Below are 22,372 nucleotides of genomic sequence, written 5' to 3' on the forward strand. Positions count from 1 at the left end.
ACTGGATTATAAAAAGTGGAAGTGGCTTGCTCAGAACGAGAGGACACTAAAGCAAAGAATGGAAGCAACAAAGGTTTATAAAAAATAAAATTGAGAGCCAGCTTCTTTCAAAAAGAAAGAAGCGGCTTATGAAAATATGAAGGAGGAAATTTTCATGGAAAAAACAGTAGGAAATGCGGTTAAAGGCGGTAGCTTTTTAGTTGATGAGATTACGATTGATCAAGTGTTTACGCCAGAGGATTTTTCATCTGAGCATAAAATGATTGCAAAAACGACAGAGGACTTTATCGTAAATGAAGTTCTTCCAGAGCTTGAATATTTAGAGCAACACGAGTTTGATCGTTCTGTTCGTCTTTTAAAAGAAGCTGGGGAACTTGGTTTATTAGGCGCTGACGTACCAGAAGAGTACGGTGGAATTGGCCTTGATAAAGTAAGCTCAGCGTTAATCGCAGAGAAATTCTCTCGCGCTGGTGGTTTTGCAATTACTCACGGTGCTCACGTAGGTATCGGATCATTACCAATCGTGTTATTCGGTAATGAAGAGCAAAAGAAAAAGTATTTACCATTACTTGCAACTGGTGAAAAATTAGCGGCATACGCATTAACAGAGCCAGGTTCAGGGTCTGATGCATTAGGTGCGAAAACAACTGCACGTTTAAATGCAGAAGGTACACATTACGTATTAAATGGTGAAAAACAATGGATTACAAACTCTGCATTCGCTGACGTATTTATCGTATACGCAAAAATTGATGGAGAGCACTTCTCAGCATTTATCGTAGAGAAAGAATATGCTGGCGTATCTACAAGCCCAGAAGAAAAGAAAATGGGTATTAAATGTTCTTCAACTCGTACGTTAATTTTAGAAGATGCATTAGTACCGAAAGAAAACTTACTTGGCGAAATCGGTAAAGGTCATATTATCGCGTTCAACATTTTAAATATCGGCCGTTATAAATTAGGTGTTGGTACAGTTGGATCTGCGAAACGTGCAGTAGAAATTTCAGCACAATATGCAAACCAACGTCAACAGTTCAAACAACCGATCGCTCGCTTCCCATTAATTCAAGAGAAACTTGCGAATATGGCAGCGAAAACATATGCAGCTGAAAGCTCTGTATACCGTACAGTAGGTTTATTCGAAAGCCGCATGAGCACATTATCTGAAGAGGAAGTAAAGGACGGTAAAGCAGTAGCAGCTTCTATCGCTGAATATGCAATCGAGTGCTCTTTAAACAAAGTATTCGGTTCTGAAGTATTAGACTATACAGTAGATGAAGGTGTTCAAATTCACGGTGGTTACGGATTTATGGCAGAGTACGAGATTGAAAGAATGTACCGTGATTCTCGTATTAACCGTATTTTTGAAGGAACGAACGAAATTAACCGCCTAATCGTACCAGGTACGTTCTTACGTAAAGCGATGAAAGGTGAATTACCACTTCTTCAAAAAGCACAAAAATTACAAGAAGAGTTAATGATGATGATGCCAGAAGAAGTAGGCGATGAGCCATTAGCACTTCAAAAGTATTTAGTAACTAATGCGAAGAAAATCGGCTTAATGGTAGCTGGATTAGCTGCTCAAAAATACGGTAAAGCATTAGATAAAGAGCAAGAAATTCTTGTGAATATCGCTGACATCGTAAGCAATCTATACGCAATGGAATCAGCTGTTCTTCGTACAGAAAAAGCAATCAAAACAACTGGCCTTGAAAAGAATAAACAAAAAGTGTTATACACTGAAGTATTCTGCCAAGAAGCATTTAACGAAATCGAAGCAGATGCGAAAGAAACACTTATCGCAGTTGAAAACGGCGACATGCTGCGCATGATGTTATCATCATTACGTAAATTAACTCGCCACACACCACTTAACGTAATTCCGAAGAAACGTGAAATCGCTGCGAAAATTTTAGAAGATGAGCGTTATACAGTTTAATACCTTTAAATAACAGTAGTCGTATAAACGACTACTGTTATTTTTTTGTGAAAAAATGTAATTTTCAGTGACAAAAACTAATACCGTTAGTATAATAAAACTAATGGTATTAGTTTTTGTGGAAAGGGAGCTGGAAATATGAGAGTGATACATGAAAAAACGGTATATCAATTGTCATTTTTGCCAAGAGTGTTTCCTGTGAATTGTTACTTTGTGGAGGAAGAAGATGGTTTAACTTTAATTGATGCAGCTTTGCCATATAGCGCAAAAGGAATTTTACAGGCGGCTGAGAAAATAGGGAAACCAATTACGAATATTGTATTAACACATGCGCATGATGATCACATCGGTGCACTAGACGCATTAAAGGAAGTACTTCCTAATGTTCCAGTCTATATTTCTAAACGGGACGCAAAGGTGTTAGAAGGCGATACGACGTTACAAAAGGATGAACCAAATACGCCAATAAAAGGCGGTGTACCTAAAAAGGTGAAAACGGCACCTGATGTTTTATTAGAAGATGGCGACCGAGTTGGATCGCTTCTTGCGATTATGACACCGGGTCATACGCCAGGATCCATGTCGTTTCTTGATATACGAAATAAAGCTCTTATTGTTGGGGATGCATTTCAAACAAGAGGAGGTATGGCTGTTTCGGGACAAATGAAATTTTGGTTTCCGTTTCCGGCGATGGCAACGTGGAGTAAAGAAGTCGCATTACAAAGTGCAGAGAAGCTAAGAGAATATGAGCCGTCCTTGCTTGCGGCAGGGCATGGGAAAATGATAAATGATCCAGGCGCTATCATAGAGCTTGCCATTAAGGAAGCTAAGCGGAATATAGAAAGTATGAAAGAAGGTTAATTTATGTCACCAAGAATCGGACTTACATTACCGAAAATTGTAGAAACAGCTGCAGAAATTGCAGATGCAAATGGAATACAAGAAGTAACATTAGCTTCATTAGCGCAAAGGTTAGGGATACGTTCGCCCTCGCTATATAATCATGTGAAAGGGTTACAAGATGTACGCAAAAATCTTGGTATTTACGGAATACAACAGCTGCATAACAGACTGGAAGAAGCGGCCGGGGGTAAACGTATGGACGAGGCAATTCATGCTTTAGGAGAAGCGTATGTAGCATTCGTACGCAAACATCCTGGATTGTATGAAGCAACCTTTTTACGAGATGAAGAAGTAAGAAAAGCAGGAGACGGAATTGTGAAGCTTTGTCTTCATGTTTTACAACAATACGGCTTAGAAGGAGAGAATGCACTTCATGCGACACGTGGATTCAGAAGTATTTGTCATGGATTTGCGTCGATTGAACAGCAGGGTGGATTTGGTTTGCCGCTAGATTTAGATACAAGTTTACATGTATTATTGGAAACGTTTATTAAAGGACTACATGTAATGAGAGATTGAATAAGAAGCGAGGCAACTAAAAACCTTAGAAGCGAGTCTAAGGTTTTTTTAGTGCATATGATTCCAAAAGAATGGTAGGCTCTTTCTCATTAAATGATATTATTTAGCTGGTTTGAAAAATGTGTATATGGCTAAGGGAAGGCAAACGAAAATAAATGCAATAGGATCTTGATATGGACTAGGCTCAGAGCCCTTCTGGATTTCTGTAAGGAAGTCATGTGTTTTCATGTTCATTGCTCCTTTAACTAATAAGTTTTATATGATGCGAGGGTTATGCTGGATAGAAATTGTTTTTTGAAATTTCATATAATAATTATTGTATAGCAATCTGATTCCTAAAACTATAGAATATAAAGTTTTCATAATATGTAAAATTGCATATTATTCTTTTTGAAAATTTTGTTATATTATCTATATATTTGTATTAAAGGGTTTTTATTAAGGTAATGAAAACAAATGGAGGAATAGTATGAGAAAAACAGTATTAGACGCGTATAATGCAGAAAGAGAAGTAGATAACATAACATATAAAAATCTAGTTGTAACGATTGCAAGCATTCTAGGGTTCTCACTCTTAGGGGGATTATTCCTTGCTTTAGCCCTTGGAATTTTTGGAGAAGAGGTATTACGTGCTCATTTAGAGGGATATTATTTACTTCTATTTGATGCAGCTGTTGTTACTATTGTTTTATTTGCTTATAAACCAGTGCTTCATTTTATTAAGAACATATGGGATGTATCTGTTTTAAAAAATGGGAAAACCTACTTGTATTTATTAATAGGTTTTATCATCATTGCATTAACTCAGTATGTAATGTTAGAGTTGTTTAGCTTTGAAAGTGCAGAGCAGCAACGAGATCAATTAGGGAGCTTAGGACTTCAAAATAGTCTACAAAGTATTATATATGTGTTAAGTGTTGCTATAATTACACCAATTAAAGAAGAAATTTTATATAGAGGTATTTTGTATCGATTTTTTGAAAAGAAATATAGTTTTCTAGTTGGTATCATTATTTCTTCCTTTATCTTTGGGATTCTTCATGGTGGTTTTCCGGTTACGGCAATGATTATGGGGATTGTATTTGCTATGTTATATAAGAAAACACAATCTATTGTACCTAGCATCATTTTACATATTGTATGGAACCTACTTGTGAGTATAAGTATGATTGTTTCTTTATAAAATTGAATGAATATTTAGCATAAAAGATGAATGGCCTAGCTATTCATCTTTTATTTTGTTTATATGTGGGAAAAGTTGATGAATACAATCCAAAAAGAACCAAATACTAATGATGAATGAACAAAGAAAGGCGGGTATGTTATATGCAAAACTTAACAGAGCTTGAAGTAGAAAACTTACGTCATTTGATTGGTGGACACGCAACCATTATTAACAAGTTAGACCAGTATGCACAGGCTTGTACAGATCCACAACTGAAACAAATGTTACAAAAGGATGCGCAAGATGCACGAAATACGAAACAGCAATTAATGACTTTCCTAGGATAGGAGGAAGCGGAAAATGAATGAAAAAGATATGGTAAATGATTATTTAGCAGGGTTAAATGCAAGTTTAACAAGTTATGCAAATTATATTGCTCAGTCTGATAATGAACAGTTACATCAAACGTTAATCCAAATTCGTAATCAAGATGAGATGCGTCAACGTAATATGTATGAATACGCAAAGCAAAAGAGTTATTACAAGCCAGCAGCACCTGCGAATCCAATGATTGTACAGCAATTAAAAGGCCAATTAAGTGCGGAATAATGGGATGAAGAAACGAGCGAATGAAGTCGCTCGTTTTTTTTGTTTTGGGCATGTCAATAAATATATAATAAATATTTTTCCAGTTGTAACAAATATGACGAAAATGGAATATAACAATTCACAAAAAGGACAAAAGTTTGCTCAACATTTCACAAAGTATCCATGGTTTCTATCGTGGGAATCTCTATAATTAGGAGTGTAAAGAACAAAAGAAATAGATTATATGATCAATTAGGAGAGATTGCTATGAAAAGAAATACAAGAAAAATTGCAATTATCGGTACTGGATTAGTTGGATCAAGTTGTGCATATTCCATTGTAAATCAAGGCATTTGCGAAGAACTATTATTAATTGATATAAATCATGAACGTGCAGTTGGGGAAGCAATGGATTTATCACACTGCATTAACTTTACAAATACAAGAACAAAAGTATATGCAGGAAACTATGAAGACTGCAAAGATATGGACATCGTTATTATTACAGCAGGACCAGCACCAAAACCAGGGCAAAGTCGCTTAGATACTTTAGGAGCGAGTGCGAAGATTATGGAAAGCATTGTTGGCGGCGTAATGGAAAGTGGATTTGATGGTATTTTCTTACTTGCATCGAACCCAGTTGATATTATTACTTATCAGGTGTGGAAATTATCTGGATTACCTAGAAATCGTGTGATCGGTACTGGTACATCACTAGATTCTTCTCGCTTAAGAACAATTTTATCTGAAATGTTACATGTAGATCCTCGTAGTATTCATGGGTATTCTCTAGGAGAACATGGTGATTCTCAAATGGTTGCTTGGTCTCACGTAACTGTTGGTGGAAAGCCAATTCTGCAAATTTTAGAAGAGAAAAAAGACCAATTTGGTGAAATAGACTTAGATGAAATTGTTGAGAAGACTGCAAAAGCAGGATGGGAAATTTATAAACGAAAAGGCACTACTTATTACGGAATCGGAAATTCTCTAGCATATATTGCGAGTTCAATCTTTAACGATGATCACCGTGTAATTGCTGTATCAGCTATTTTAGATGGTGAGTACGGTGAGTATGATATTTGTACAGGAGTGCCAGCTATTATTACTAGAGATGGTATGAAAGAAGTTGTAGAACTAAACTTAACAGAGGATGAAGAATCTCGATTCGCAAAATCAAACGATATTTTACGTGATTATATGAAAACAATTGGTTACTAACTTATAGGAGAAGGTGAAACAAATGAAGGAATATATAATGTCCCGTGTATTTAAAGCATCAGCTGGAATTGCACAAGGTATTTTCGTATCCCTTGGAATTGGTTTACTAATCGAAAATATAGGAAGAATTGTTGATATTCCATTGCTTATTACAATCGGAGTTGTTGCAAAATCACTTATGGCACCAGCCATTGGTGCCGGAATTGCCTTTATGCTCGGTGCAAATGGTCTTGTAATCTTCTCAGCTATGGTAGCTGGAGCGATTGGTGCCGGATCCATTTCAATTACTGAAGCAGGTCTAATTATTAAAACAGGTGAGCCAATCGGTGCATTATTAACAGCGACTTTAGCTGTATATATTGGTAAACGTTTAAGTGGAAAAACTGCGTTAGATATGATGCTCGTTCCATTTGCGGCCATATTAGGTTCTGGTTTAGTTGGTATTTGGTTGTCTCATAATATTACTCCTGTGTTAAATACAGTTGGAGCGTTTATTAAAGATAGCTCAGCTGGTAGCCCGTTTATCGCTTCTATCGTCATTGCAGTCGTTTGGGGACTATTACTTATCTCTCCAGCTTCATCAGCTGCGTTAGCAATCGCACTTAGCTTAGACGGTGTTGCAGGTGGTGCTGCTCTTGCAGGCTGCGTTGCTCAGTTTATCGGATTCTCTGTAATCTCAGCGAAAGAAAATAATTTAGGCGGCATATTAGCTCAAGCGCTTTGTACTCCGAAAGTACAGTTGCCAAATATCACTAAAAATCCAATGATTCTCGTCCCAACTGTCGTCGCCAGTGCTATAGTTGGTCCAGTATCCGCATTAATTTTCCAACTAGAAGCAGGAAAAGAAATTGCAGGTCTTGGATTAAGTTCTCTTATCGCACCAATTAATTTAATTTCTAGCGAAGGATGGGAAGTTGTCCCAGCGATGGTAATCACTTATATCATCATTCCAGTAGCTGTTTCTTATATACTTTACATTGCCCTTAAAAAAGCAGGGCGTATTCACTCTGGTGATATGACTGTACCGCAATCTTAAATTGAAAATCTCCTTTTATATATAGAAAAGCAGACTGGAAGCCACAGTCTGCTTTTTACATTTTGTGATTTTGTTTTACTGGAACACGTACAGTTTCTTTTGCTAATAAAAGCTGAACGCCGAAGTAAAGTATGCTTGCAAGCGTCATTCCAGAAATGGCGTCTACAAATGCGTGTTGCTTCGTAAATAGCGTGGATAAAATAATAAGCGTACCGAAGAAGGTAAGAATGTAATATTCAAAAGCATGTTGTTCTCTACGTTTAAAGGCAGCTAGCATAATCACAAAGGTAGTAAGAACGTGAATGCTAGGGAAACAGTTTACCGGTTGATCGATACTATAAATATAGCGGACTAGTTCGGAAAATACGTCTGATCCAACGACTGTTGGACGTGGTACAGTTGTCTGCCAAAAATAATAAATAGAAAAACAAGCCAGTTTTCCAAGAATAACACTACTTAAAGTGGCATAATATTGCTTTCGATCTGCAAAGCAGTAATAAATAAGTGCGCCGTATAAGTAAGGAAACCAAAGTAAATAAGGAATAATAAATGCTTTCACAAATGGAATCCAATCATCTACTACAGTTGTGACATCTACTGCGTGAACAGCCGATTTATTTAATACATCGTAAAGGGGACTTACGAGTACGAGTAGAAGTATATAACTTAACGGAAGAAAAGATGAAAGTTTAAATTTCTTCATGATAATCTCCTATGTTTAGTAATGTAAGTAAATTCAATTGATTATAATATAGAAACGTAATTTGAGCTATCGATTTTACTTACATTTTCTTGAATTCGCCTTACGTTTTTGTCACTTGACTGAAAAGAAGGGGAGGGTGCTAAATGAAGCGTTTATCGTATTTCTTATTTTTTATATTGATATGCCTAGTCGGTGCTGGGTGTGCAAAGGATAAAGAAGGAGAGAAATTAGAATATAACGGAAGAGCACTCGTAATTGGAGTCATTGGAGAAAAGCCGAAAGATACGTTTAGGAATATAAAGTTTGAGGAAATGAAGTTAGAGGAACTGGAAAAGAAATCTAAGGAAGTGGATGGTTTTTTAATAATGAAAGATCACTTTCAAGAAGCCTCAACAGATCAATATAAAAATGTATTTTCATCGCTAAAGAAACCAGTGTTTTTTATCGGTTTACAAGATAAATCATATTCAATTTTTACTACAAAAGGGATAGAGTATAACAGTGCAAGAAAAGATGTAAATGCTATGTATACGCAAGGGTTTGCAAATATCGGAAGTGGTGAAGGACAACAATGGGCAGTTGGTTTATCTAATGGCGGAAATACAGAAGAAAGTATTCATAATATGTATATTGTCGTATTTCAAACCATCGCAGATTATTTGAATAGATGATGAAGGAGCCTGTATAAGAGGCTTCTTATTTTTTATGCAGAAGCACAGATAAAAATATGATTGAGAAGTTCAAGCAAGCTTTACAACGTATGCGAGATGTAATGATACTGATTTATAATTTTATATCAGCTATTGCGGATTTTATTATAAAGTTTTAATGAAGTGCATCCAGTATTAGTTCGTTTTATCAAGGGGTGATAATGTTAGTTCCACATCTCCCTTTGCGATTAGTATTGGTTTGTAGGCAGGTATGCAAGCAGTTTTAGCTTTATTATGGCCAATAATCGTTCCTGTTGAGATTGGACTTGCGGTTATGAGTGGCTACGGTATGGTTAGTGGCGTCTGCTTGAGCAGGAATTGCCGTAGGATATTCATATGCATATAAACATGTTTATTTATATACTCGTTTACTCTTTCTATATCTCACTACATCATAACGACTATGCCATAGTTATATAATGGGTTTCTGTTAAAAATTAGTATTAAATATCTTAATTGAAGTGCACTGCATTTCTACCCATTCATTTGCTATATCTTGCTCGATTCCTTCTACATCAATTAGTATTATACTATCGTAGATATTTAGTGTTGCTAAGCTATCCTCACTGTTATAATCTAGCTTAGCAATTACTTTAAAGCCTTTACTATTCTGAATTATTGCATTTGCATTTTTATCTGAAAAAGTTATATTTGTATTCCATATAAATTCATTATCTATATGTATTTCTACATTATAGTTTTCGTGTTTTTCTGGTTTATCGCCATCCCACTCAGCGATAAATTGATTGCTATCTACTTGAACTAAAACTTTATATCCATCTAATAATTTGTCTGATATATCCACTATTTTAATATTCATTGCTTATTACTCCTTTTTATTTTTTATATGATACTCTAACAAGGGGATTGTCAACATTCATCATGTTATTTACTTGGTCATAGGTCCATTTTTCTTTATGAAAGAAAAAATGTAAATAAGAGGATAAGGGGGAATGATGTTGAAAACTATTAAAAATACATTATTATTTGTTCTATGTTTGGTAGTTCTTAGTGGTTGTTTTACAAGAGAAGGAACGATTGTTGGTGGTAAGGTTCATGGTTCTTCAGATAGCGTATCTGGTAGTATATCTGGGGACTATAGGAAATTTACTGGATATGCAACTCAAGATAGGAAAGTTAAAAAAGGGGAGAATTGGATCTTTTCTTTTACTGATAAAACTAAACAAGGAACCATAAAGGCTTATGTTTTAGATTCAAATGATAATACAATATTGGAAGTTACTAGTGGAAACAATAAAAATAATATTAAAGTGTCTAAAGATGATACATATAAAGTTAAAATTATAACAGAAGAACATGGTGGAGAATTTGAAATATCATGGAAAAAAGAAAAGTAGTTAAGTTAATGAGTATCGGGCTATTATTATGTTCTTAGGATTCGGATATTTTCCAAAGAGATGGGGAAAAAGGAAAGTTTCAGAAAAGTTTCTGCAAGCAAAATTTGCTGATGAAGGAAAAGGGATTTTGATTATTACTTATGCTATAGATTTATATGTAATATCTATTCCTTTAAAAGTAAAGAAATATAATTCACTTTAATTTCTATTGAATATAGAAGTGATTATGCTATGAAAGTCATGTTTATTCATGGCTTTTCTTTGTAGTAATTTCTTAATTATGAGCTCAATAGTATCCATCCGTTGTAGTGTTATGCGGTGGGTTATTCATTAGGGTTAGTAGCCAGGAACAGGGATTTCCCCGTATTTCAAGGGCTGGGATTGACTATACAGTGGTTCAAATAATTTCGTTATTTATGCGATTATTTGTTGGGGTTGCTAAAGCCATTTTGTCCTACAATTGTAGGGCTTTTTTATTAACAGTACTTCCTTAATATTCACGAAATATGCATATTGTATTTATTTGGATATTTTGTATGTTAAAATTGAATATAAGGGTTTTTGTATATTGAGAACTGAAAACAGAAATATCCAATGAATTTTGAGAGGTGTTACATGTTTAAAAACAAGAAATTAATTCGGTTTGGTCTAACATTACTTGTATGTTTATTTGTAATTGATTTTACAATCGGTTATTTTCAAGCATATCTTGAATCAGCAGGTATTAAATGGATAATATCAGAAACTTGGAGAACTATTTTGTTAGATGCTCCTGAAGGTATATTGGTTATTTTAGGCGCGATTGCTTTATATGATTTCACAAAAGAAACATCGCCAAAAGACGCATCAATTTAAATGCGTCTTTTTTATTTCATGCAATTAGCAATTTCGTGGATGGTAGTCTTGCTATCAATAATAGGGCATTATGTCATACAATGAAGATGAAGATAATATTAGAAAATTATGGGGATGATTACGTTGAGGAAATTTTTAATTAGTTATGCTGCAAGTCTGCTTACTTTTATTATCATATGGTTCTTAATACCGTATATTTCTGATCCTAGTTATTCTAACGAGAATGGTTTACCTAACATAGTTGGATTTATTGTAATTCTCATCATATTTGGTAGTGTATTAGATCTTGTAGCTTGCCTAATTGGAGAAGTGTTATACAGGAACATAAAACAATGTAGGAAGTTTCGAGTTGGAATTCCTGTATTTATTGGACTATCTCTTATCTATATATTTATACTCTCTCTTTTTACTATTACTAGTGCATATGCTTCTAGTTTAGTTGCACCTATTATTATGGGTTCCTTAGCTTTTTATGTAGTACGTAGAAAAATATAATTAACCTCAGCTAACGATAATGATGTAAATGAGCTAGTGGCGGTTCCGCAAAGATTTTGAATAAATTACGAAAAAGTAGAGAACTATACATTTTTACTTTAATGAAGGATACGTTTACCTTTAGGTTGATGATAAAAAAGAAGTACCCTGTCTCTAAGCAAGGGCACTTCTTTTTATATTTCAGTCAGTAATTTGAATTTCATATTCTCAGGAGCAGTTACTTTTGCTTTATTGATGATAGGCTTAATAACTTTTTTATGGGCTCACTACTACGGTCAAAATCGTTAGTTCCTTTTATCTGTAAGCTTTTGTCATTTAAAGTGTTTCCAGGTTTTGTGACTATAGGCTGAAACGGTTAAATAAACGTTTGTTTAAGATGTATGTTCGGTAGGAAGAAACCGATGTAGCTCAAGGGTGAACAGAGAAAAATAGGGAGTTAATCAAACGTTTGTTTAAGATATATGTTCGGTAGGAAGAAACCGATGTAGCTAAAAGAGTGAACAAAGAAAAATAGGGAGTTAATCAAACGTTTGTTTAACATATATGTTTGAAACAGAATGAGAGAAAAATCTAAAAAAATTATATATTTATTTTTTCTTAACAAATGGCGGAAAAATAAGAAAAAATTGCAGGATTATTAAAAATTATCACGAAATAAGTAAAAGTTTAGCGAATAATCGTTTGAAATAATAAAACGTTTTCTATATGATAAAGGTAAAGGTTAGTAAAAAAGTAGGTGAATTTATGACAGTAACATTTTATTCATATCCAAAGTGTGGCACATGTCAAAAAGCAAAGAAATGGTTTGAGGCAAACGATGTAGCATATGAGATGATTCATATTGTTGAAAATCCACCATCAAAAGAAGATTTACGTAATTTACATGAAAAAAGTGAATTACCATTAAAAAAATTCTTTAATACAAGTGGAATGCGTTACCGCGAACTTGGTCTGAAAGATAAGTTAAAGGATGCAAGTGAAGACGAAATGTACGAACTTTTAGCATCTGATGGCATGTTGATTAAACGTCCAATCGTAACAAATGGAACGAATGTAACACTTGGTTTTAACGAAGAGCAGTTTGAAAGTGTGTGGAAAAAGTACCAATAAGGTATTTTTACATAATTAATACATTCACTGGAGGTACAGTCATGAGCATTCCAAATAATTTACGTTACTCTGAAGAACACGAATGGGTAAAAACTGAAGGTAATGAAGTTGTTATCGGTATTACTCACTTTGCACAAGGTGAGCTAGGCGATATCGTATTCGTTGAACTTCCTGAAGTAGGTGCAACAATCGAAGCTGACGAGCCATTCGGAAGCGTAGAATCTGTTAAAACAGTTTCTGAGTTATACGCACCTGTAAGTGGTAAAGTTGTAGCAGTAAACGAAGAATTAAGTGACCAACCAGAACTTGTTAACGAATCTCCATACGAGGGTGCATGGATGGTTAAAGTTGAACTTTCTGATGCAAGCCAAGTTGAGAAGTTATTAACTGCAGAAAAATATGCAGAAATGACAAACCAAGACTAATTATAGTCGACTAAAGGACAGCCTTTGTGCTGTCCTTTTTTATTTTGTGTTACATAATACATTTAAAATCGAGTGCAAATGAATAAGCTATTATGGGAATGAATGTTTTTCGGTAAGGTTTCATGGGGCTTCACAATCTGAACGAGCCGCTTGCGCTTTTCTTTTGCAAAAATAAACAGGAAACAACATGAAAATAACGAATATACTATATACTAAGTTAAAGGTTGTATAGTATATGGTGATCGGGTGATGACATATGATTTATGTAGAAAAAGTCATTATTGTAGAAGGTAAATCAGATAGAAGAAAGATTGAATCTATTATTCGTGAACCGGTGGAAATTGTTTGTACAAATGGTACAATTGGTTTATCGAAAATGGATGAGCTCATTGATCAGTTTTTTGATAAGGAAGTGTATGTACTAGTGGATGCTGATGATGCTGGAGAAAAGTTAAGGAAGCAATTTCGAAAAGAATTTCCGCAAGCAGAGCATATTTATATTGATCGCTCGTACCGAGAAGTGGCAACTGCGCCATCTTCACACTTAGCAAATGTATTATGGGGAGCTGACATTGACGTCTATACAGAATATTTACGGTAAGGAATGATAGAAGTGATTGACTGGACAGGAGCCGAAGCAACAGCCCTAATAGAGAATGAAGAAAAAACAGTGTTATATGTATATACTCCAATGTGTGGAACATGCCAATTAGCAAAAAAGATGTTAACAGTCGTTGAGATGACAATTGAAGACTTGAAAATTGGAATGTTAGATTTAAATTATGCTCCGCATTTAGCGAAAGAGTATGGAATCGAAAGTGTACCGTGTTTACTTGTTTTTGAAAATGGGACACTCATGAAGAAGATATATGCATTTCATTCGGTTGAATATTTATATACGGAATTAAAGTAGGCGGCAAAGTTTTTGCCGCCTCGACATATTTCTCGGGAAATATGTCGAGGCGCAGGGTGGTTACAGTATTTGTCGAGCGAAAGTAACAGGATTGTTCTTTAGTGAGAGGGAATGGTATGTGTAATAGAAAGTGATATGAAGGATGTGATTTAGGGTGAAATTATATTCTTTGCTGCAATCATTTGTAAATTACGCTAATGGTCAATATCATTTAGAGCCGCTTTTAAGACAAGGAGAAAAAACTGTTAATTTCCGCTTTGGAGATGAAAGTTGTTCGTTACAAATTTCAAGAGATTATATAGAGCTGCTACATGAGGAAAGAGGAACAGAGCAAATCGTTTGTGTAGATGAGGAAGATGTAAAACAATTGGTGAACGGAAATGTACGATTGCAAATGCTAATGAACGATGGACGTGTACAATATTCGGGAACGTATCGAACGATGCTACTAGTTGAATCGATGTTCCATATATGTAAACCGATGTCAGTAGGCGCTTAAAATTCTGAAGTTTCATTTTTTGCGAAAATTTCTGTTGACATGGTGTGTGGATATTGATACAATTCAATTCATAAAATATAGACAATTTCATAAATTACAAATCAGACGAAAATGTAATCTGATTTCTCTTATCAAGAGAGGTGGAGGGACTGTGCCCTGTGAAGCCCGGCAACCGTCAACTTATGTTGAAATGGTGCCAATTCCTGCAAAGCAAATGCTTTGAGAGATGAGAGAGAGGGATAATGTTGTTATATACGCATATAAACCTTTCTGCTTCTCTAAAGCGGAAAGGTTTTTTTATTGTTTGAATGTGGAGGACATTCAAATAATAAAAGTAATGATAACGGTGGACTACACGCATTAAAAATAAAAAATTGCGGAGTCGACCAAAAATCTAGCTTCAGTGGCTAGAACAGTCGGTCGTTTCATCCCTTCCTATGAGGCAAAAAGCGCCTCTACGTCAGGGATTCGGGCGTCCTCTTGTTCTAAACGAGCCGCTTGCGCTTTTTAAACAAAAAAAGGGGTGAACATCATGATCTTGTTAGAAAATGTAAAGAAAATATATAAAGCAAAAAGCGGTGATGTCACTGCTGTAGATAATGCCAATTTAAAAATAGACAAAGGTGAAATATTTGGTGTGATCGGATATAGTGGCGCTGGGAAAAGTTCTTTAATCAGATTATTCAATCAGTTAGAGAAACCAACTTCTGGCCAAATTACAATTGCAAATCGTGTGATTTCAGCAATTACAGGGAGTGAACTTCGTAAGGCAAGGCAAGAAATCGGAATGATTTTTCAGCACTTCAACTTACTTTGGTCACGAACTGTACGCGAAAATATCGAGTTCCCACTTGAAATTGCAGGTGTTGATAAGGCGAAGAGAAGAAAACGAGTGGATGAGTTAATTCATCTTGTTGGATTAGAAGGAAGAGGAGACGCGTATCCATCTCAGCTGAGCGGAGGACAAAAGCAACGCGTTGGTATTGCAAGAGCATTAGCTAACAATCCACAAGTGCTTTTATGTGATGAAGCGACATCAGCTCTTGATCCAGAAACGACAGATCAAATTTTAGATTTATTATTAGATATTAATAAGCGTCTCGGTTTAACAATTGTACTCATTACACACGAGATGCACGTGATTCGAAAGATTTGTAATCGAGTGGCGGTAATGGAGAAAGGGAAGATTGTAGAAACGGGTCCAGTACTTGATGTATTCCGCAATCCGCAGAAAGACATTACAAAGCGATTTGTACAGCAGTTAACGGATTCTGAAGATACAAATGAAACGATTGAAAGTTTAATTGAAAAGTATCCAGATGGTAAAGTAGTTCGTTTGCAGTTTATCGGTGAAGCTGTAGAAAGACCAGTACTTCAAAGATTAATGCAACGCAGTGATATAGAAGTTAGCATTTTGCAAGGAAACATCGCCCAAACAAATAACGGCTCTTACGGTAGTTTAGTTGTTCATTTAAATGGTGAGGAAACAGCGATTCAGCAAGCAATAGAGGGAATACATCAAGATCAAGTAGAGCTGGAGGTGATTGCACATGGATAAGTTACTCACAAATATTGATTGGAATCAAATGTTAGAAGCAACTGGTGAAACGTTATATATGACGGCAATCGCAGCTCTTGCCACATTTGTTTTAGGACTAATTTTAGGATTGTTACTCTTTATGACAGCGAAAGATAATTTATGGGAAAACAAATCGGTTAACACGGCGATTGGAGCGTTCGTAAACATTTTCCGCTCGATACCGTTCATCATTTTAATCATTTTATTAATCCCATTCACAAAGATTCTGCTTGGAACAATTCTTGGAGCGAGTGCAGCACTGCCAGCTTTAATTATTGGAGCGGCGCCGTTTTACGCGAGAATGGTTGAAATTGCACTTCGCGAAATTGATAAAGGTGTAATTGAAGCTTCAAAAGCAATGGGAGCAAAAACAAGCACTATTATTTTGAAAGTATTAATTCCAGAATCGTTACCAGCATTAGTATCTGGTATTACGGTTACAACAATCGCTTTAGTAGGCTATACAGCAATGGCGGGGGTTGTTGGTGCTGGTGGCCTTGGAACACTTGCTTATTTAGAAGGATTCCAGCGAGGAAATAACGATGTAACAATCGTTGCGACAATTTGTGTATTACTAGTGGTATTTTTCATTCAGTGGATTGGTGATAGTGTAACGACTCGAATAGATAAACGATAATAAAAAAACAGGAGGATGTTTCAAATGAAAAAATTATTACTTACAGCACTTATTTCAACTTCTATTTTTGGGTTAGCTGCTTGTGGCGGGAAAGATAAAGATGAAAAGAAACTAGTTGTGGGGGCTTCTAACGTGCCGCACGCTGAAATTTTAGAAAAGGCAAAACCGTTACTTGAGAAAAAAGGAATTGAATTAGAAGTGAAAAAGTTCCAAGATTACGTGTTACCAAATAAATCGTTAGCGGATAAGGATTTAGATGCAAACTACTTCCAGCATATTCCGTATTTAGAAAAAGAAATGAAAGATAAAAAATATGATTTTGAAATAGCGGGGAAAATTCACTTGGAACCAATTGGTGTATATTCTCAAAAATATAAGAGCTTAAAAGAACTTCCAGACGGGGCGACAATTATTATGAGTAATTCCGTTACTGACCATGGACGTGGTTTAGCAATTTTACAAAAAGAAGGCATTTTAAAAATTAAAGACGGAGTAGATCCAGTTAGTGCAACTCCAAAAGATATTGCAGATAATCCGAAAAACTTAAAGTTCAAAACGGATATCGAGCCTGGTTTGTTACCACAAGTGTATAACAATAAAGAAGGCGACGCTGTTTTAATTAACTCGAACTATGCAATTGATGCAAAATTAAATCCAGAAAAAGATGCAATTGCAATTGAAGGTGATGATTCTCCATACGCAAACGTATTAGTGGTTCGTAAAGGTGATAAAGATAAAAAAGGGATTAAAGAGCTTGTAGAAGTATTGCATTCTAAAGAAATCGAAGACTTTATTAATAAAGAATATAAAGGAGCGGTTGTTCCTGTAAAAGAATAATTGCTGAAAAGAGCTGGTGTATGCCAGCCTTTTTTATAACTACATAACTATAGGGGAGAAGGGGACATCATATGAAAAAGATTCTATTGTCAGTTGTTACAGCGCTGTCTGTATTTACATTAGCTGCTTGCGGAGGGAAAGAAGAGAATAAGCTTGTTGTGGGAGCTTCTAACGTGCCGCATGCTGTTATTTTAGAAAAGGCACAGCCGATACTAGAGAAAAAGGGCATTAAATTAGAGATTAAAAAGTTCCAGGATTATGTTTTGCCGAATAAAGCGTTAGCGGATAAGGAAATTGATGCGAACTACTTCCAACACATTCCTTACTTAGATAAAGAAATTCAAGAAAAGGGATATAAAATTGTAAACGCAGGAAAAATCCATTTAGAGCCAATGGGCATTTATTCTAAGAAGTATAAAAGTTTAAAAGAATTGCCAGATGGCGGAACAGTTATTATGAGTAATAACGTAGCGGAGCGTGGCCGTATGCTCGCATTGTTACAAAAAGGCGGCGTTATTAAATTAAAAGACGGTGTAGATGTTGTTAAAGCAACAGTAAAAGATGTTGTAGAAAATCCGAAAAACTTAAAGTTTAAAACAGATGTAGAACCGGGACTTTCACCGAAGCTATATGAAAATAATGAAGGTGATGCTTTATTCATTAATTCAAACTACGCAATTGACGCAAAATTAAATCCAACAAAGGATGCAATTGCGATTGAAGGATCAGATTCTCCTTATGCAAATATTATTGCAGTTCGCAAAGGTGACGAGAAGAAAAAAGAAATTAAAGAATTAGTAGAAGTACTGCATTCAAAAGAAATTCAAGACTTTATTAATAAAGAATATAAAGGTGCTGTACTGCCAGTAAGTGAATAAATATAAGGGAAGGACTGGAAAATTACCAGTCCTTTTTTCTTTATATAAATAAGAAGAAAGGTGTATCATATAAAGATGCAAGGGAAATACTTATATACATTTGTGAAAAAATTGTTACTTTTTTTCGTCGTTTGCGATATCATTTTATTTGATATAAAATTAGAATGAGAATAAAATGAGAATATGAACGTTTTAGTAATTTTTAAAATGTATATAGAGGATTAATGGAGGTATTGAGATGGCTGGTTCTACATTAACGGTTAAAGACTTACACGTATCAATCGACGGTAAAGAAATTTTAAAAGGTGTAAACCTTGAAGTAAAAGGTGGAGAAATCCACGCAATTATGGGACCTAACGGAACAGGTAAATCAACTTTATCTTCTGCAATTATGGGTCACCCAAAATATGAAGTAACAGAAGGTAGCATCATCATCGACGGTGAAGATGTATTAGAAATGGAAGTAGATGAGCGCGCACAAGCAGGTCTATTTCTAGCAATGCAATATCCAAGTGAAATTAGCGGAGTAACAAACGCTGACTTCTTACGTTCTGCAATTAACGCACGTCGTGAAGAAGGCGATGAAATTTCTCTTATGAAATTTATCCGTACTTTAGATAAAAACATGGAATTCCTAGAAATGGATCCAGAAATGGCACAACGTTACTTAAACGAAGGTTTCTCTGGTGGAGAGAAAAAACGTAACGAAATTCTTCAATTAATGATGATTGAGCCAAAAATCGCAATCTTAGATGAAATCGACTCAGGTCTTGATATCGATGCATTAAAAGTTGTATCTAAAGGTATTAACCAAATGCGCGGCGAAGAGTTCGGTTGCCTAATGATTACGCATTACCAACGTTTATTAAACTACATCACTCCAGACTTCGTTCACGTTATGATGAACGGTCGTATCGTTAAATCTGGTGGCCCTGAGCTTGCACAACGTCTAGAAGCTGAAGGTTACGACTGGATTAAAAAAGAATTAGGTATTGAAGACGAAACAGCAGAGCAAGAAGCGTAAGAGAGGAGCATAAACATGACAATCGGTACATTACCTTTCGATCAAGAAACAATCCGTCAGCGCGCAAGCGAAGTAAACGAAGCTGCTTGGTTGACTGAGTTCCGCTTACAAGCTCTTGCACAAGCAACTGAACTTCCAATGCCAACGCCTGATAAAACGAAAATTGAAAAATGGGACTTTATCGGAAAAGGCGACGCTGCTAAGCAAGAGCCTGTAAGTTCTTTAACAGAGCTTCCAGAAGCAGTGAAAAACTTAATCGATGAAAATAACAGCGTATTAGTACAACGTACTGGTACAACTGCATTCGTTTCTTTAGCAGACGAAGCAAAAGAAAAAGGTGTTATTTTTACAGACATCGTAACAGCTGCAACAGAGCATGCTGAACTATTACAAAAGTATTTAATGAAAGACGGCGTGAAGGTAGACGAGCATCGTTTAACTGCACTTCATGCTGCATTAATCAACGGCGGTGCATTTGTATATGTTCCGAAAAACGTTGTTCTTGAAACTCCACTTCAAGCTGTATTCTTAGTAGACGGCGAAGAAGCTAACGTATATAACCACGTATTATTCGTAGCAGATGCGAACAGTACTGCAACTTATGTAGAAAACTACGTTGCAAATGAAAATGCTAAAGGTATTGCAAATATCATAGCAGAAGTAATCGTGGAACAAGGCGCACAAGTGAAATTTGGTGCGGTTGATCTATTAGCAAAAGACGTAACAACTTACGTTAACCGCCGCGGTGTTGTTGGACGCGACGGCCGTATTGATTGGGCTCTAGGCCTTATGAATGACGGAAACACAATTTCAGAGAACGTTACGAATTTAATGGGCGACGGATCATATGCTGATACAAAAACAGTAACAATTGGTCGCGGTAACCAAACACAAAACTTTACAACTAAAGTTGTTCACTTCGGTAAACACTCTGAAGGTTGGATTTTAAAACACGGTGTACAAAAAGATAGTGCAACATCTATCTTTAACGGAATTGGTAAGATTGAACACGGTGCATCTAAATCAAATGCACAACAATCTTCTCGCGTTCTTATGTTAGATGAAAAAGCTCGCGGTGATGCAAACCCAATTCTTTTAATCGACGAAGATGATGTAATGGCAGGTCACGCAGCTTCAGTAGGCCGCGTAGATCCGTACCAATTATACTACTTGATGAGCCGTGGTATTCCAAAACGCGAAGCAGAACGTTTAGTCATCCATGGATTCTTAGCACCTGTAGTAAATGAGCTTCCAATTGAAGGAGTAAAGGCACAGCTTGTTGAGGTAATTGAAAGGAAAGTTCGCTAATGAATATTCATGAAATACGCAAACAGTTTCCAATTCTTGATCAAAAAGTGAACGGCAAACAACTTGTATATTTCGATAGTGCAGCAACTTCTCAAAAACCAATTCAAGTCATTGAAACGTTAGAACGTTACTATAAAGAATATAATTCTAACGTGCATCGCGGTGTTCATACGCTCGGTACGAAAGCTACCGACGCGTATGAAGGTGCACGCGAGAAAGTTCGCAAGTTTATTAACGCGAAATCAATGGAAGAGATTATTTTCACGCGCGGAACGACAACTGCATTAAATACAGTAGCGGCTAGCTATGGTCTTGAAAATGTAAAAGAAGGCGATGAAATCGTTATTTCTTACATGGAACATCATAGTAACATCATTCCGTGGCAACAAGTTGCGAAGAAAACTGGTGCAACTTTAAAATACCTTCCGCTTCAACCAGACGGTACAATTTCTTTAGAAGATGTTCGTCAAACAGTTACACCGAATACAAAAATCGTTTCTATTATGCAAGTATCAAACGTACTTGGAACGATTAACCCTGTAAAAGAAATCGGAGCAATCGCACATGAAAACGGTGCAATCATGATCGTTGATGGAGCACAAAGTGCACCTCATATGAAAGTGGATGTACAAGATTTAAACTGTGATTTCTACGCATTATCTGCTCATAAGATGTGCGGACCTACAGGTATCGGCGTATTATATGGTAAAAAAGAATTGCTGAACAATATGGAGCCAATTGAATTTGGCGGTGAAATGATTGATTTCGTAGATTTACAAGAATCTACTTGGAAAGAGCTTCCGTGGAAGTTTGAAGCAGGTACACCGATTATCGGTAATGCAATCGGACTTGGTGCGGCAATTGATTTCCTAGAAGAAATCGGTCTTCATAATATTGAAAAGCATGAACATGAATTAGCGCAATATGCTTTAGAAAGACTATCAGAAGTAGATGGCGTTACAATTTATGGTCCAAAGCATCGCGCTGGTCTTGTTACATTTAATATTGAAGACGTACATCCTCATGATGTAGCAACTGTATTAGATGTAGAAGGCATTGCGGTTCGCGCAGGACACCACTGTGCACAACCGCTTATGAAGTGGCTGAAAGCTTCTTCTACAGCACGTGCGAGCTTCTATTTATATAATACAAAAGAAGAAATTGATACATTTGTTGAATCACTAATCAAGACAAAGGAGTATTTCACAAATGTCATTTAATAATTTAGATACGTTATACCGTCAAGTTATTATGGATCATTATAAGAATCCTCGTAACAATGGCGTGTTAGAAGATAGTGTTACTGTTAACTTGAACAATCCAACTTGCGGCGATCGTATTCAACTTACGATGAAAGTAGAAGAAGGTATTGTACAAGAAGCGAAGTTTGAAGGAGAAGGGTGTTCTATCTCAATGTCTTCAGCTTCGATGATGACACAAGCAGTAAAAGGTAAGAAAATTGAAGAGGCACTTCAGCTTTCTAAAATTTTCTCTGACATGATGCTAGGAAAAGAGTACGATGACAGCATTGATTTAGGAGATATTGAAGCATTACAAGGCGTATGCAAGTTCCCTGCACGTATTAAATGTGCAACATTAGCGTGGAAAGCGTTAGAAAAGGGCTTAAACGAAGATAAGTAATGTTAAAGGTTCCTAAAAACGAGGTTATCTAA

The 22,372-nt window shown here is 35.8% G+C and carries 26 protein-coding genes, 2 pseudogenes and 1 riboswitch; of the genes and pseudogenes, 26 read left to right on the top strand and 2 right to left on the bottom strand.

Annotated elements, in window-relative coordinates:
• Nucleotides 1–136 precede the first annotated feature (136 nt).
• The 8 genes and pseudogenes from QEP67_RS02220 to QEP67_RS02255 all read left to right on the top strand — a co-directional run bounded on the left by QEP67_RS02220 (nucleotide 137) and on the right by QEP67_RS02255 (nucleotide 7,368).
• Nucleotides 137–1,939: an acyl-CoA dehydrogenase family protein gene (locus tag QEP67_RS02220; RefSeq protein WP_002008874.1), complete on the top strand. Its 1,803-nt coding sequence runs from the start codon at nucleotides 137–139 to the stop codon at nucleotides 1,937–1,939.
• Between the two features lie 138 nt (nucleotides 1,940–2,077).
• Nucleotides 2,078–2,800: an MBL fold metallo-hydrolase gene (locus QEP67_RS02225; protein WP_353706514.1), complete on the top strand. Its 723-nt coding sequence runs from the start codon at nucleotides 2,078–2,080 to the stop codon at nucleotides 2,798–2,800.
• Nucleotides 2,801–2,803: 3 nt separating this feature from the next.
• Nucleotides 2,804–3,361, top strand: coding sequence for a TetR/AcrR family transcriptional regulator (locus QEP67_RS02230; protein ID WP_000074912.1), 558 nt, complete (start codon nucleotides 2,804–2,806; stop codon nucleotides 3,359–3,361).
• 469 nt (nucleotides 3,362–3,830) lie between these two features.
• Nucleotides 3,831–4,544, top strand: coding sequence for a CPBP family intramembrane glutamic endopeptidase (locus QEP67_RS02235; protein ID WP_001232989.1), 714 nt, complete (start codon nucleotides 3,831–3,833; stop codon nucleotides 4,542–4,544).
• A 143-nt stretch (nucleotides 4,545–4,687) separates the two neighbouring features.
• Complete coding sequence (locus QEP67_RS02240) at nucleotides 4,688–4,873, top strand: hypothetical protein (RefSeq protein WP_001180550.1); 186 nt, start codon at nucleotides 4,688–4,690, stop codon at nucleotides 4,871–4,873.
• A gap of 13 nt (nucleotides 4,874–4,886) precedes the next feature.
• Nucleotides 4,887–5,135 carry a spore coat protein gene (locus QEP67_RS02245; RefSeq protein WP_001002985.1) on the top strand — a complete coding sequence of 83 codons (249 nt, stop codon included), beginning with the start codon at nucleotides 4,887–4,889 and terminating at the stop codon, nucleotides 5,133–5,135.
• Between the two features lie 4 nt (nucleotides 5,136–5,139).
• Nucleotides 5,140–6,332, top strand: a pseudogene (locus QEP67_RS02250) (L-lactate dehydrogenase).
• A 22-nt stretch (nucleotides 6,333–6,354) separates the two neighbouring features.
• The gene (locus QEP67_RS02255; RefSeq protein WP_000666176.1) at nucleotides 6,355–7,368 is read left to right on the top strand and encodes a PTS sugar transporter subunit IIC; all 1,014 of its coding nucleotides are present in this window, start codon (nucleotides 6,355–6,357) and stop codon (nucleotides 7,366–7,368) included.
• A gap of 55 nt (nucleotides 7,369–7,423) precedes the next feature.
• On the opposite strand, the gene QEP67_RS02260 is transcribed toward QEP67_RS02255, so the two are convergent.
• Entirely contained in the window at nucleotides 7,424–8,071 is a 648-nt protein-coding gene (locus QEP67_RS02260) for a phosphatase PAP2 family protein (RefSeq protein WP_000713746.1), read from the bottom strand.
• 143 nt (nucleotides 8,072–8,214) lie between these two features.
• On the opposite strand from QEP67_RS02260, the gene QEP67_RS02265 reads away from it, so the two are divergent.
• The gene (locus QEP67_RS02265) at nucleotides 8,215–8,742 is read left to right on the top strand and encodes a hypothetical protein (RefSeq protein ID WP_000826870.1); all 528 of its coding nucleotides are present in this window, start codon (nucleotides 8,215–8,217) and stop codon (nucleotides 8,740–8,742) included.
• Between the two features lie 469 nt (nucleotides 8,743–9,211).
• Here the strand turns inward: QEP67_RS02265 and QEP67_RS02270 are convergent, their stop codons facing one another.
• The gene (locus tag QEP67_RS02270) at nucleotides 9,212–9,601 is read right to left on the bottom strand and encodes a hypothetical protein (RefSeq protein WP_001022082.1); all 390 of its coding nucleotides are present in this window, start codon (nucleotides 9,599–9,601) and stop codon (nucleotides 9,212–9,214) included.
• A gap of 136 nt (nucleotides 9,602–9,737) precedes the next feature.
• On the opposite strand from QEP67_RS02270, the gene QEP67_RS02275 reads away from it, so the two are divergent.
• From QEP67_RS02275 to sufU, 17 genes and pseudogenes are all read left to right on the top strand, one after another.
• Nucleotides 9,738–10,139, top strand: coding sequence for a hypothetical protein (locus QEP67_RS02275; RefSeq protein ID WP_000920744.1), 402 nt, complete (start codon nucleotides 9,738–9,740; stop codon nucleotides 10,137–10,139).
• Between the two features lie 293 nt (nucleotides 10,140–10,432).
• Nucleotides 10,433–10,633 (top strand): annotated as a pseudogene (locus QEP67_RS02280) (quinol oxidase); the annotation flags it as partial.
• Nucleotides 10,634–10,754: 121 nt separating this feature from the next.
• Complete coding sequence (locus tag QEP67_RS02285) at nucleotides 10,755–10,994, top strand: DUF3937 family protein (RefSeq protein WP_000475827.1); 240 nt, start codon at nucleotides 10,755–10,757, stop codon at nucleotides 10,992–10,994.
• A gap of 123 nt (nucleotides 10,995–11,117) precedes the next feature.
• The gene (locus QEP67_RS02290) at nucleotides 11,118–11,489 is read left to right on the top strand and encodes a hypothetical protein (RefSeq protein WP_001224770.1); all 372 of its coding nucleotides are present in this window, start codon (nucleotides 11,118–11,120) and stop codon (nucleotides 11,487–11,489) included.
• Between the two features lie 744 nt (nucleotides 11,490–12,233).
• On the top strand, nucleotides 12,234–12,599 hold the full coding sequence (locus QEP67_RS02295; RefSeq protein ID WP_000218969.1) for an arsenate reductase family protein: 366 nt from the start codon (nucleotides 12,234–12,236) through the stop codon (nucleotides 12,597–12,599).
• A 41-nt stretch (nucleotides 12,600–12,640) separates the two neighbouring features.
• Complete coding sequence (gene gcvH, locus QEP67_RS02300; protein WP_000026896.1) at nucleotides 12,641–13,024, top strand: glycine cleavage system protein GcvH; 384 nt, start codon at nucleotides 12,641–12,643, stop codon at nucleotides 13,022–13,024.
• Between the two features lie 256 nt (nucleotides 13,025–13,280).
• Nucleotides 13,281–13,625, top strand: coding sequence for a toprim domain-containing protein (locus QEP67_RS02305; protein ID WP_000640866.1), 345 nt, complete (start codon nucleotides 13,281–13,283; stop codon nucleotides 13,623–13,625).
• A gap of 3 nt (nucleotides 13,626–13,628) precedes the next feature.
• Nucleotides 13,629–13,937, top strand: coding sequence for a thioredoxin family protein (locus QEP67_RS02310; RefSeq protein ID WP_002008881.1), 309 nt, complete (start codon nucleotides 13,629–13,631; stop codon nucleotides 13,935–13,937).
• 154 nt (nucleotides 13,938–14,091) lie between these two features.
• A complete protein-coding gene (locus tag QEP67_RS02315) occupies nucleotides 14,092–14,436 on the top strand; it encodes a hypothetical protein (protein ID WP_000781217.1) in 345 nt (114 codons plus the stop codon).
• Between the two features lie 125 nt (nucleotides 14,437–14,561).
• Nucleotides 14,562–14,669, top strand: a riboswitch (SAM riboswitch).
• A 299-nt stretch (nucleotides 14,670–14,968) separates the two neighbouring features.
• Entirely contained in the window at nucleotides 14,969–15,994 is a 1,026-nt protein-coding gene (locus QEP67_RS02320) for a methionine ABC transporter ATP-binding protein (protein ID WP_000601756.1), read from the top strand.
• Nucleotides 15,987–16,652, top strand: a complete 666-nt coding sequence (locus QEP67_RS02325) for a methionine ABC transporter permease (protein ID WP_000359548.1) — start codon at nucleotides 15,987–15,989, stop codon at nucleotides 16,650–16,652. Before QEP67_RS02320 ends, QEP67_RS02325 begins: the two co-directional genes overlap by 8 nt.
• Before the next feature lie 24 nt (nucleotides 16,653–16,676).
• Nucleotides 16,677–17,489 (top strand): methionine ABC transporter substrate-binding lipoprotein MetQ, encoded by an 813-nt coding sequence (gene metQ / locus QEP67_RS02330; protein WP_000735093.1) that lies wholly within the window; start codon nucleotides 16,677–16,679, stop codon nucleotides 17,487–17,489.
• Nucleotides 17,490–17,560: 71 nt separating this feature from the next.
• Nucleotides 17,561–18,367 (top strand): methionine ABC transporter substrate-binding lipoprotein MetQ, encoded by an 807-nt coding sequence (gene metQ / locus QEP67_RS02335; protein ID WP_000722406.1) that lies wholly within the window; start codon nucleotides 17,561–17,563, stop codon nucleotides 18,365–18,367.
• A gap of 238 nt (nucleotides 18,368–18,605) precedes the next feature.
• Nucleotides 18,606–19,391 carry a Fe-S cluster assembly ATPase SufC gene (sufC, locus tag QEP67_RS02340; RefSeq protein ID WP_000929162.1) on the top strand — a complete coding sequence of 262 codons (786 nt, stop codon included), beginning with the start codon at nucleotides 18,606–18,608 and terminating at the stop codon, nucleotides 19,389–19,391.
• Nucleotides 19,392–19,406: 15 nt separating this feature from the next.
• Nucleotides 19,407–20,699, top strand: coding sequence for a Fe-S cluster assembly protein SufD (gene sufD, locus QEP67_RS02345; protein ID WP_048566622.1), 1,293 nt, complete (start codon nucleotides 19,407–19,409; stop codon nucleotides 20,697–20,699).
• Complete coding sequence (gene sufS, locus QEP67_RS02350; RefSeq protein ID WP_001020765.1) at nucleotides 20,699–21,919, top strand: cysteine desulfurase SufS; 1,221 nt, start codon at nucleotides 20,699–20,701, stop codon at nucleotides 21,917–21,919. Before sufD ends, sufS begins: the two co-directional genes overlap by 1 nt.
• Nucleotides 21,909–22,340, top strand: coding sequence for a Fe-S cluster assembly sulfur transfer protein SufU (sufU, locus tag QEP67_RS02355; RefSeq protein ID WP_000009525.1), 432 nt, complete (start codon nucleotides 21,909–21,911; stop codon nucleotides 22,338–22,340). The genes sufS and sufU overlap by 11 nt, the downstream gene beginning before the upstream one ends.
• Nucleotides 22,341–22,372 lie beyond the last annotated feature (32 nt).

Origin of the sequence: Bacillus cereus group sp. MS39 (assembly GCF_040448665.1) — a bacterium.
In the GTDB taxonomy this organism is placed as follows: domain Bacteria; phylum Bacillota; class Bacilli; order Bacillales; family Bacillaceae_G; genus Bacillus_A; species Bacillus_A wiedmannii.

What these genes read in the sequence shown, in the direction of transcription:
- QEP67_RS02325 (WP_000359548.1), top strand. Translation starts at nt 15,987, where the DNA reads ATGGATAAGTTACTCACAAATATTGATTGGAATCAAATGTTAGAAGCA.
- gcvH (WP_000026896.1), top strand. Translation starts at nt 12,641, where the DNA reads ATGAGCATTCCAAATAATTTACGTTACTCTGAAGAACACGAATGGGTA.
- metQ (WP_000735093.1), top strand. Translation starts at nt 16,677, where the DNA reads ATGAAAAAATTATTACTTACAGCACTTATTTCAACTTCTATTTTTGGG.
- QEP67_RS02265 (WP_000826870.1), top strand. Translation starts at nt 8,215, where the DNA reads ATGAAGCGTTTATCGTATTTCTTATTTTTTATATTGATATGCCTAGTC.
- QEP67_RS02285 (WP_000475827.1), top strand. Translation starts at nt 10,755, where the DNA reads ATGTTTAAAAACAAGAAATTAATTCGGTTTGGTCTAACATTACTTGTA.
- QEP67_RS02260 (WP_000713746.1), bottom strand. Translation starts at nt 8,071, where the DNA reads ATGAAGAAATTTAAACTTTCATCTTTTCTTCCGTTAAGTTATATACTT.
- QEP67_RS02295 (WP_000218969.1), top strand. Translation starts at nt 12,234, where the DNA reads ATGACAGTAACATTTTATTCATATCCAAAGTGTGGCACATGTCAAAAA.
- QEP67_RS02245 (WP_001002985.1), top strand. Translation starts at nt 4,887, where the DNA reads ATGAATGAAAAAGATATGGTAAATGATTATTTAGCAGGGTTAAATGCA.
- QEP67_RS02310 (WP_002008881.1), top strand. Translation starts at nt 13,629, where the DNA reads ATGATAGAAGTGATTGACTGGACAGGAGCCGAAGCAACAGCCCTAATA.
- QEP67_RS02240 (WP_001180550.1), top strand. Translation starts at nt 4,688, where the DNA reads ATGCAAAACTTAACAGAGCTTGAAGTAGAAAACTTACGTCATTTGATT.
- QEP67_RS02220 (WP_002008874.1), top strand. Translation starts at nt 137, where the DNA reads ATGAAGGAGGAAATTTTCATGGAAAAAACAGTAGGAAATGCGGTTAAA.
- sufU (WP_000009525.1), top strand. Translation starts at nt 21,909, where the DNA reads ATGTCATTTAATAATTTAGATACGTTATACCGTCAAGTTATTATGGAT.
- QEP67_RS02305 (WP_000640866.1), top strand. Translation starts at nt 13,281, where the DNA reads ATGATTTATGTAGAAAAAGTCATTATTGTAGAAGGTAAATCAGATAGA.
- QEP67_RS02235 (WP_001232989.1), top strand. Translation starts at nt 3,831, where the DNA reads ATGAGAAAAACAGTATTAGACGCGTATAATGCAGAAAGAGAAGTAGAT.
- QEP67_RS02270 (WP_001022082.1), bottom strand. Translation starts at nt 9,601, where the DNA reads ATGAATATTAAAATAGTGGATATATCAGACAAATTATTAGATGGATAT.
- QEP67_RS02275 (WP_000920744.1), top strand. Translation starts at nt 9,738, where the DNA reads ATGTTGAAAACTATTAAAAATACATTATTATTTGTTCTATGTTTGGTA.
- QEP67_RS02230 (WP_000074912.1), top strand. Translation starts at nt 2,804, where the DNA reads ATGTCACCAAGAATCGGACTTACATTACCGAAAATTGTAGAAACAGCT.
- QEP67_RS02225 (WP_353706514.1), top strand. Translation starts at nt 2,078, where the DNA reads ATGAGAGTGATACATGAAAAAACGGTATATCAATTGTCATTTTTGCCA.
- sufC (WP_000929162.1), top strand. Translation starts at nt 18,606, where the DNA reads ATGGCTGGTTCTACATTAACGGTTAAAGACTTACACGTATCAATCGAC.
- metQ (WP_000722406.1), top strand. Translation starts at nt 17,561, where the DNA reads ATGAAAAAGATTCTATTGTCAGTTGTTACAGCGCTGTCTGTATTTACA.
- QEP67_RS02255 (WP_000666176.1), top strand. Translation starts at nt 6,355, where the DNA reads ATGAAGGAATATATAATGTCCCGTGTATTTAAAGCATCAGCTGGAATT.
- sufD (WP_048566622.1), top strand. Translation starts at nt 19,407, where the DNA reads ATGACAATCGGTACATTACCTTTCGATCAAGAAACAATCCGTCAGCGC.
- sufS (WP_001020765.1), top strand. Translation starts at nt 20,699, where the DNA reads ATGAATATTCATGAAATACGCAAACAGTTTCCAATTCTTGATCAAAAA.
- QEP67_RS02320 (WP_000601756.1), top strand. Translation starts at nt 14,969, where the DNA reads ATGATCTTGTTAGAAAATGTAAAGAAAATATATAAAGCAAAAAGCGGT.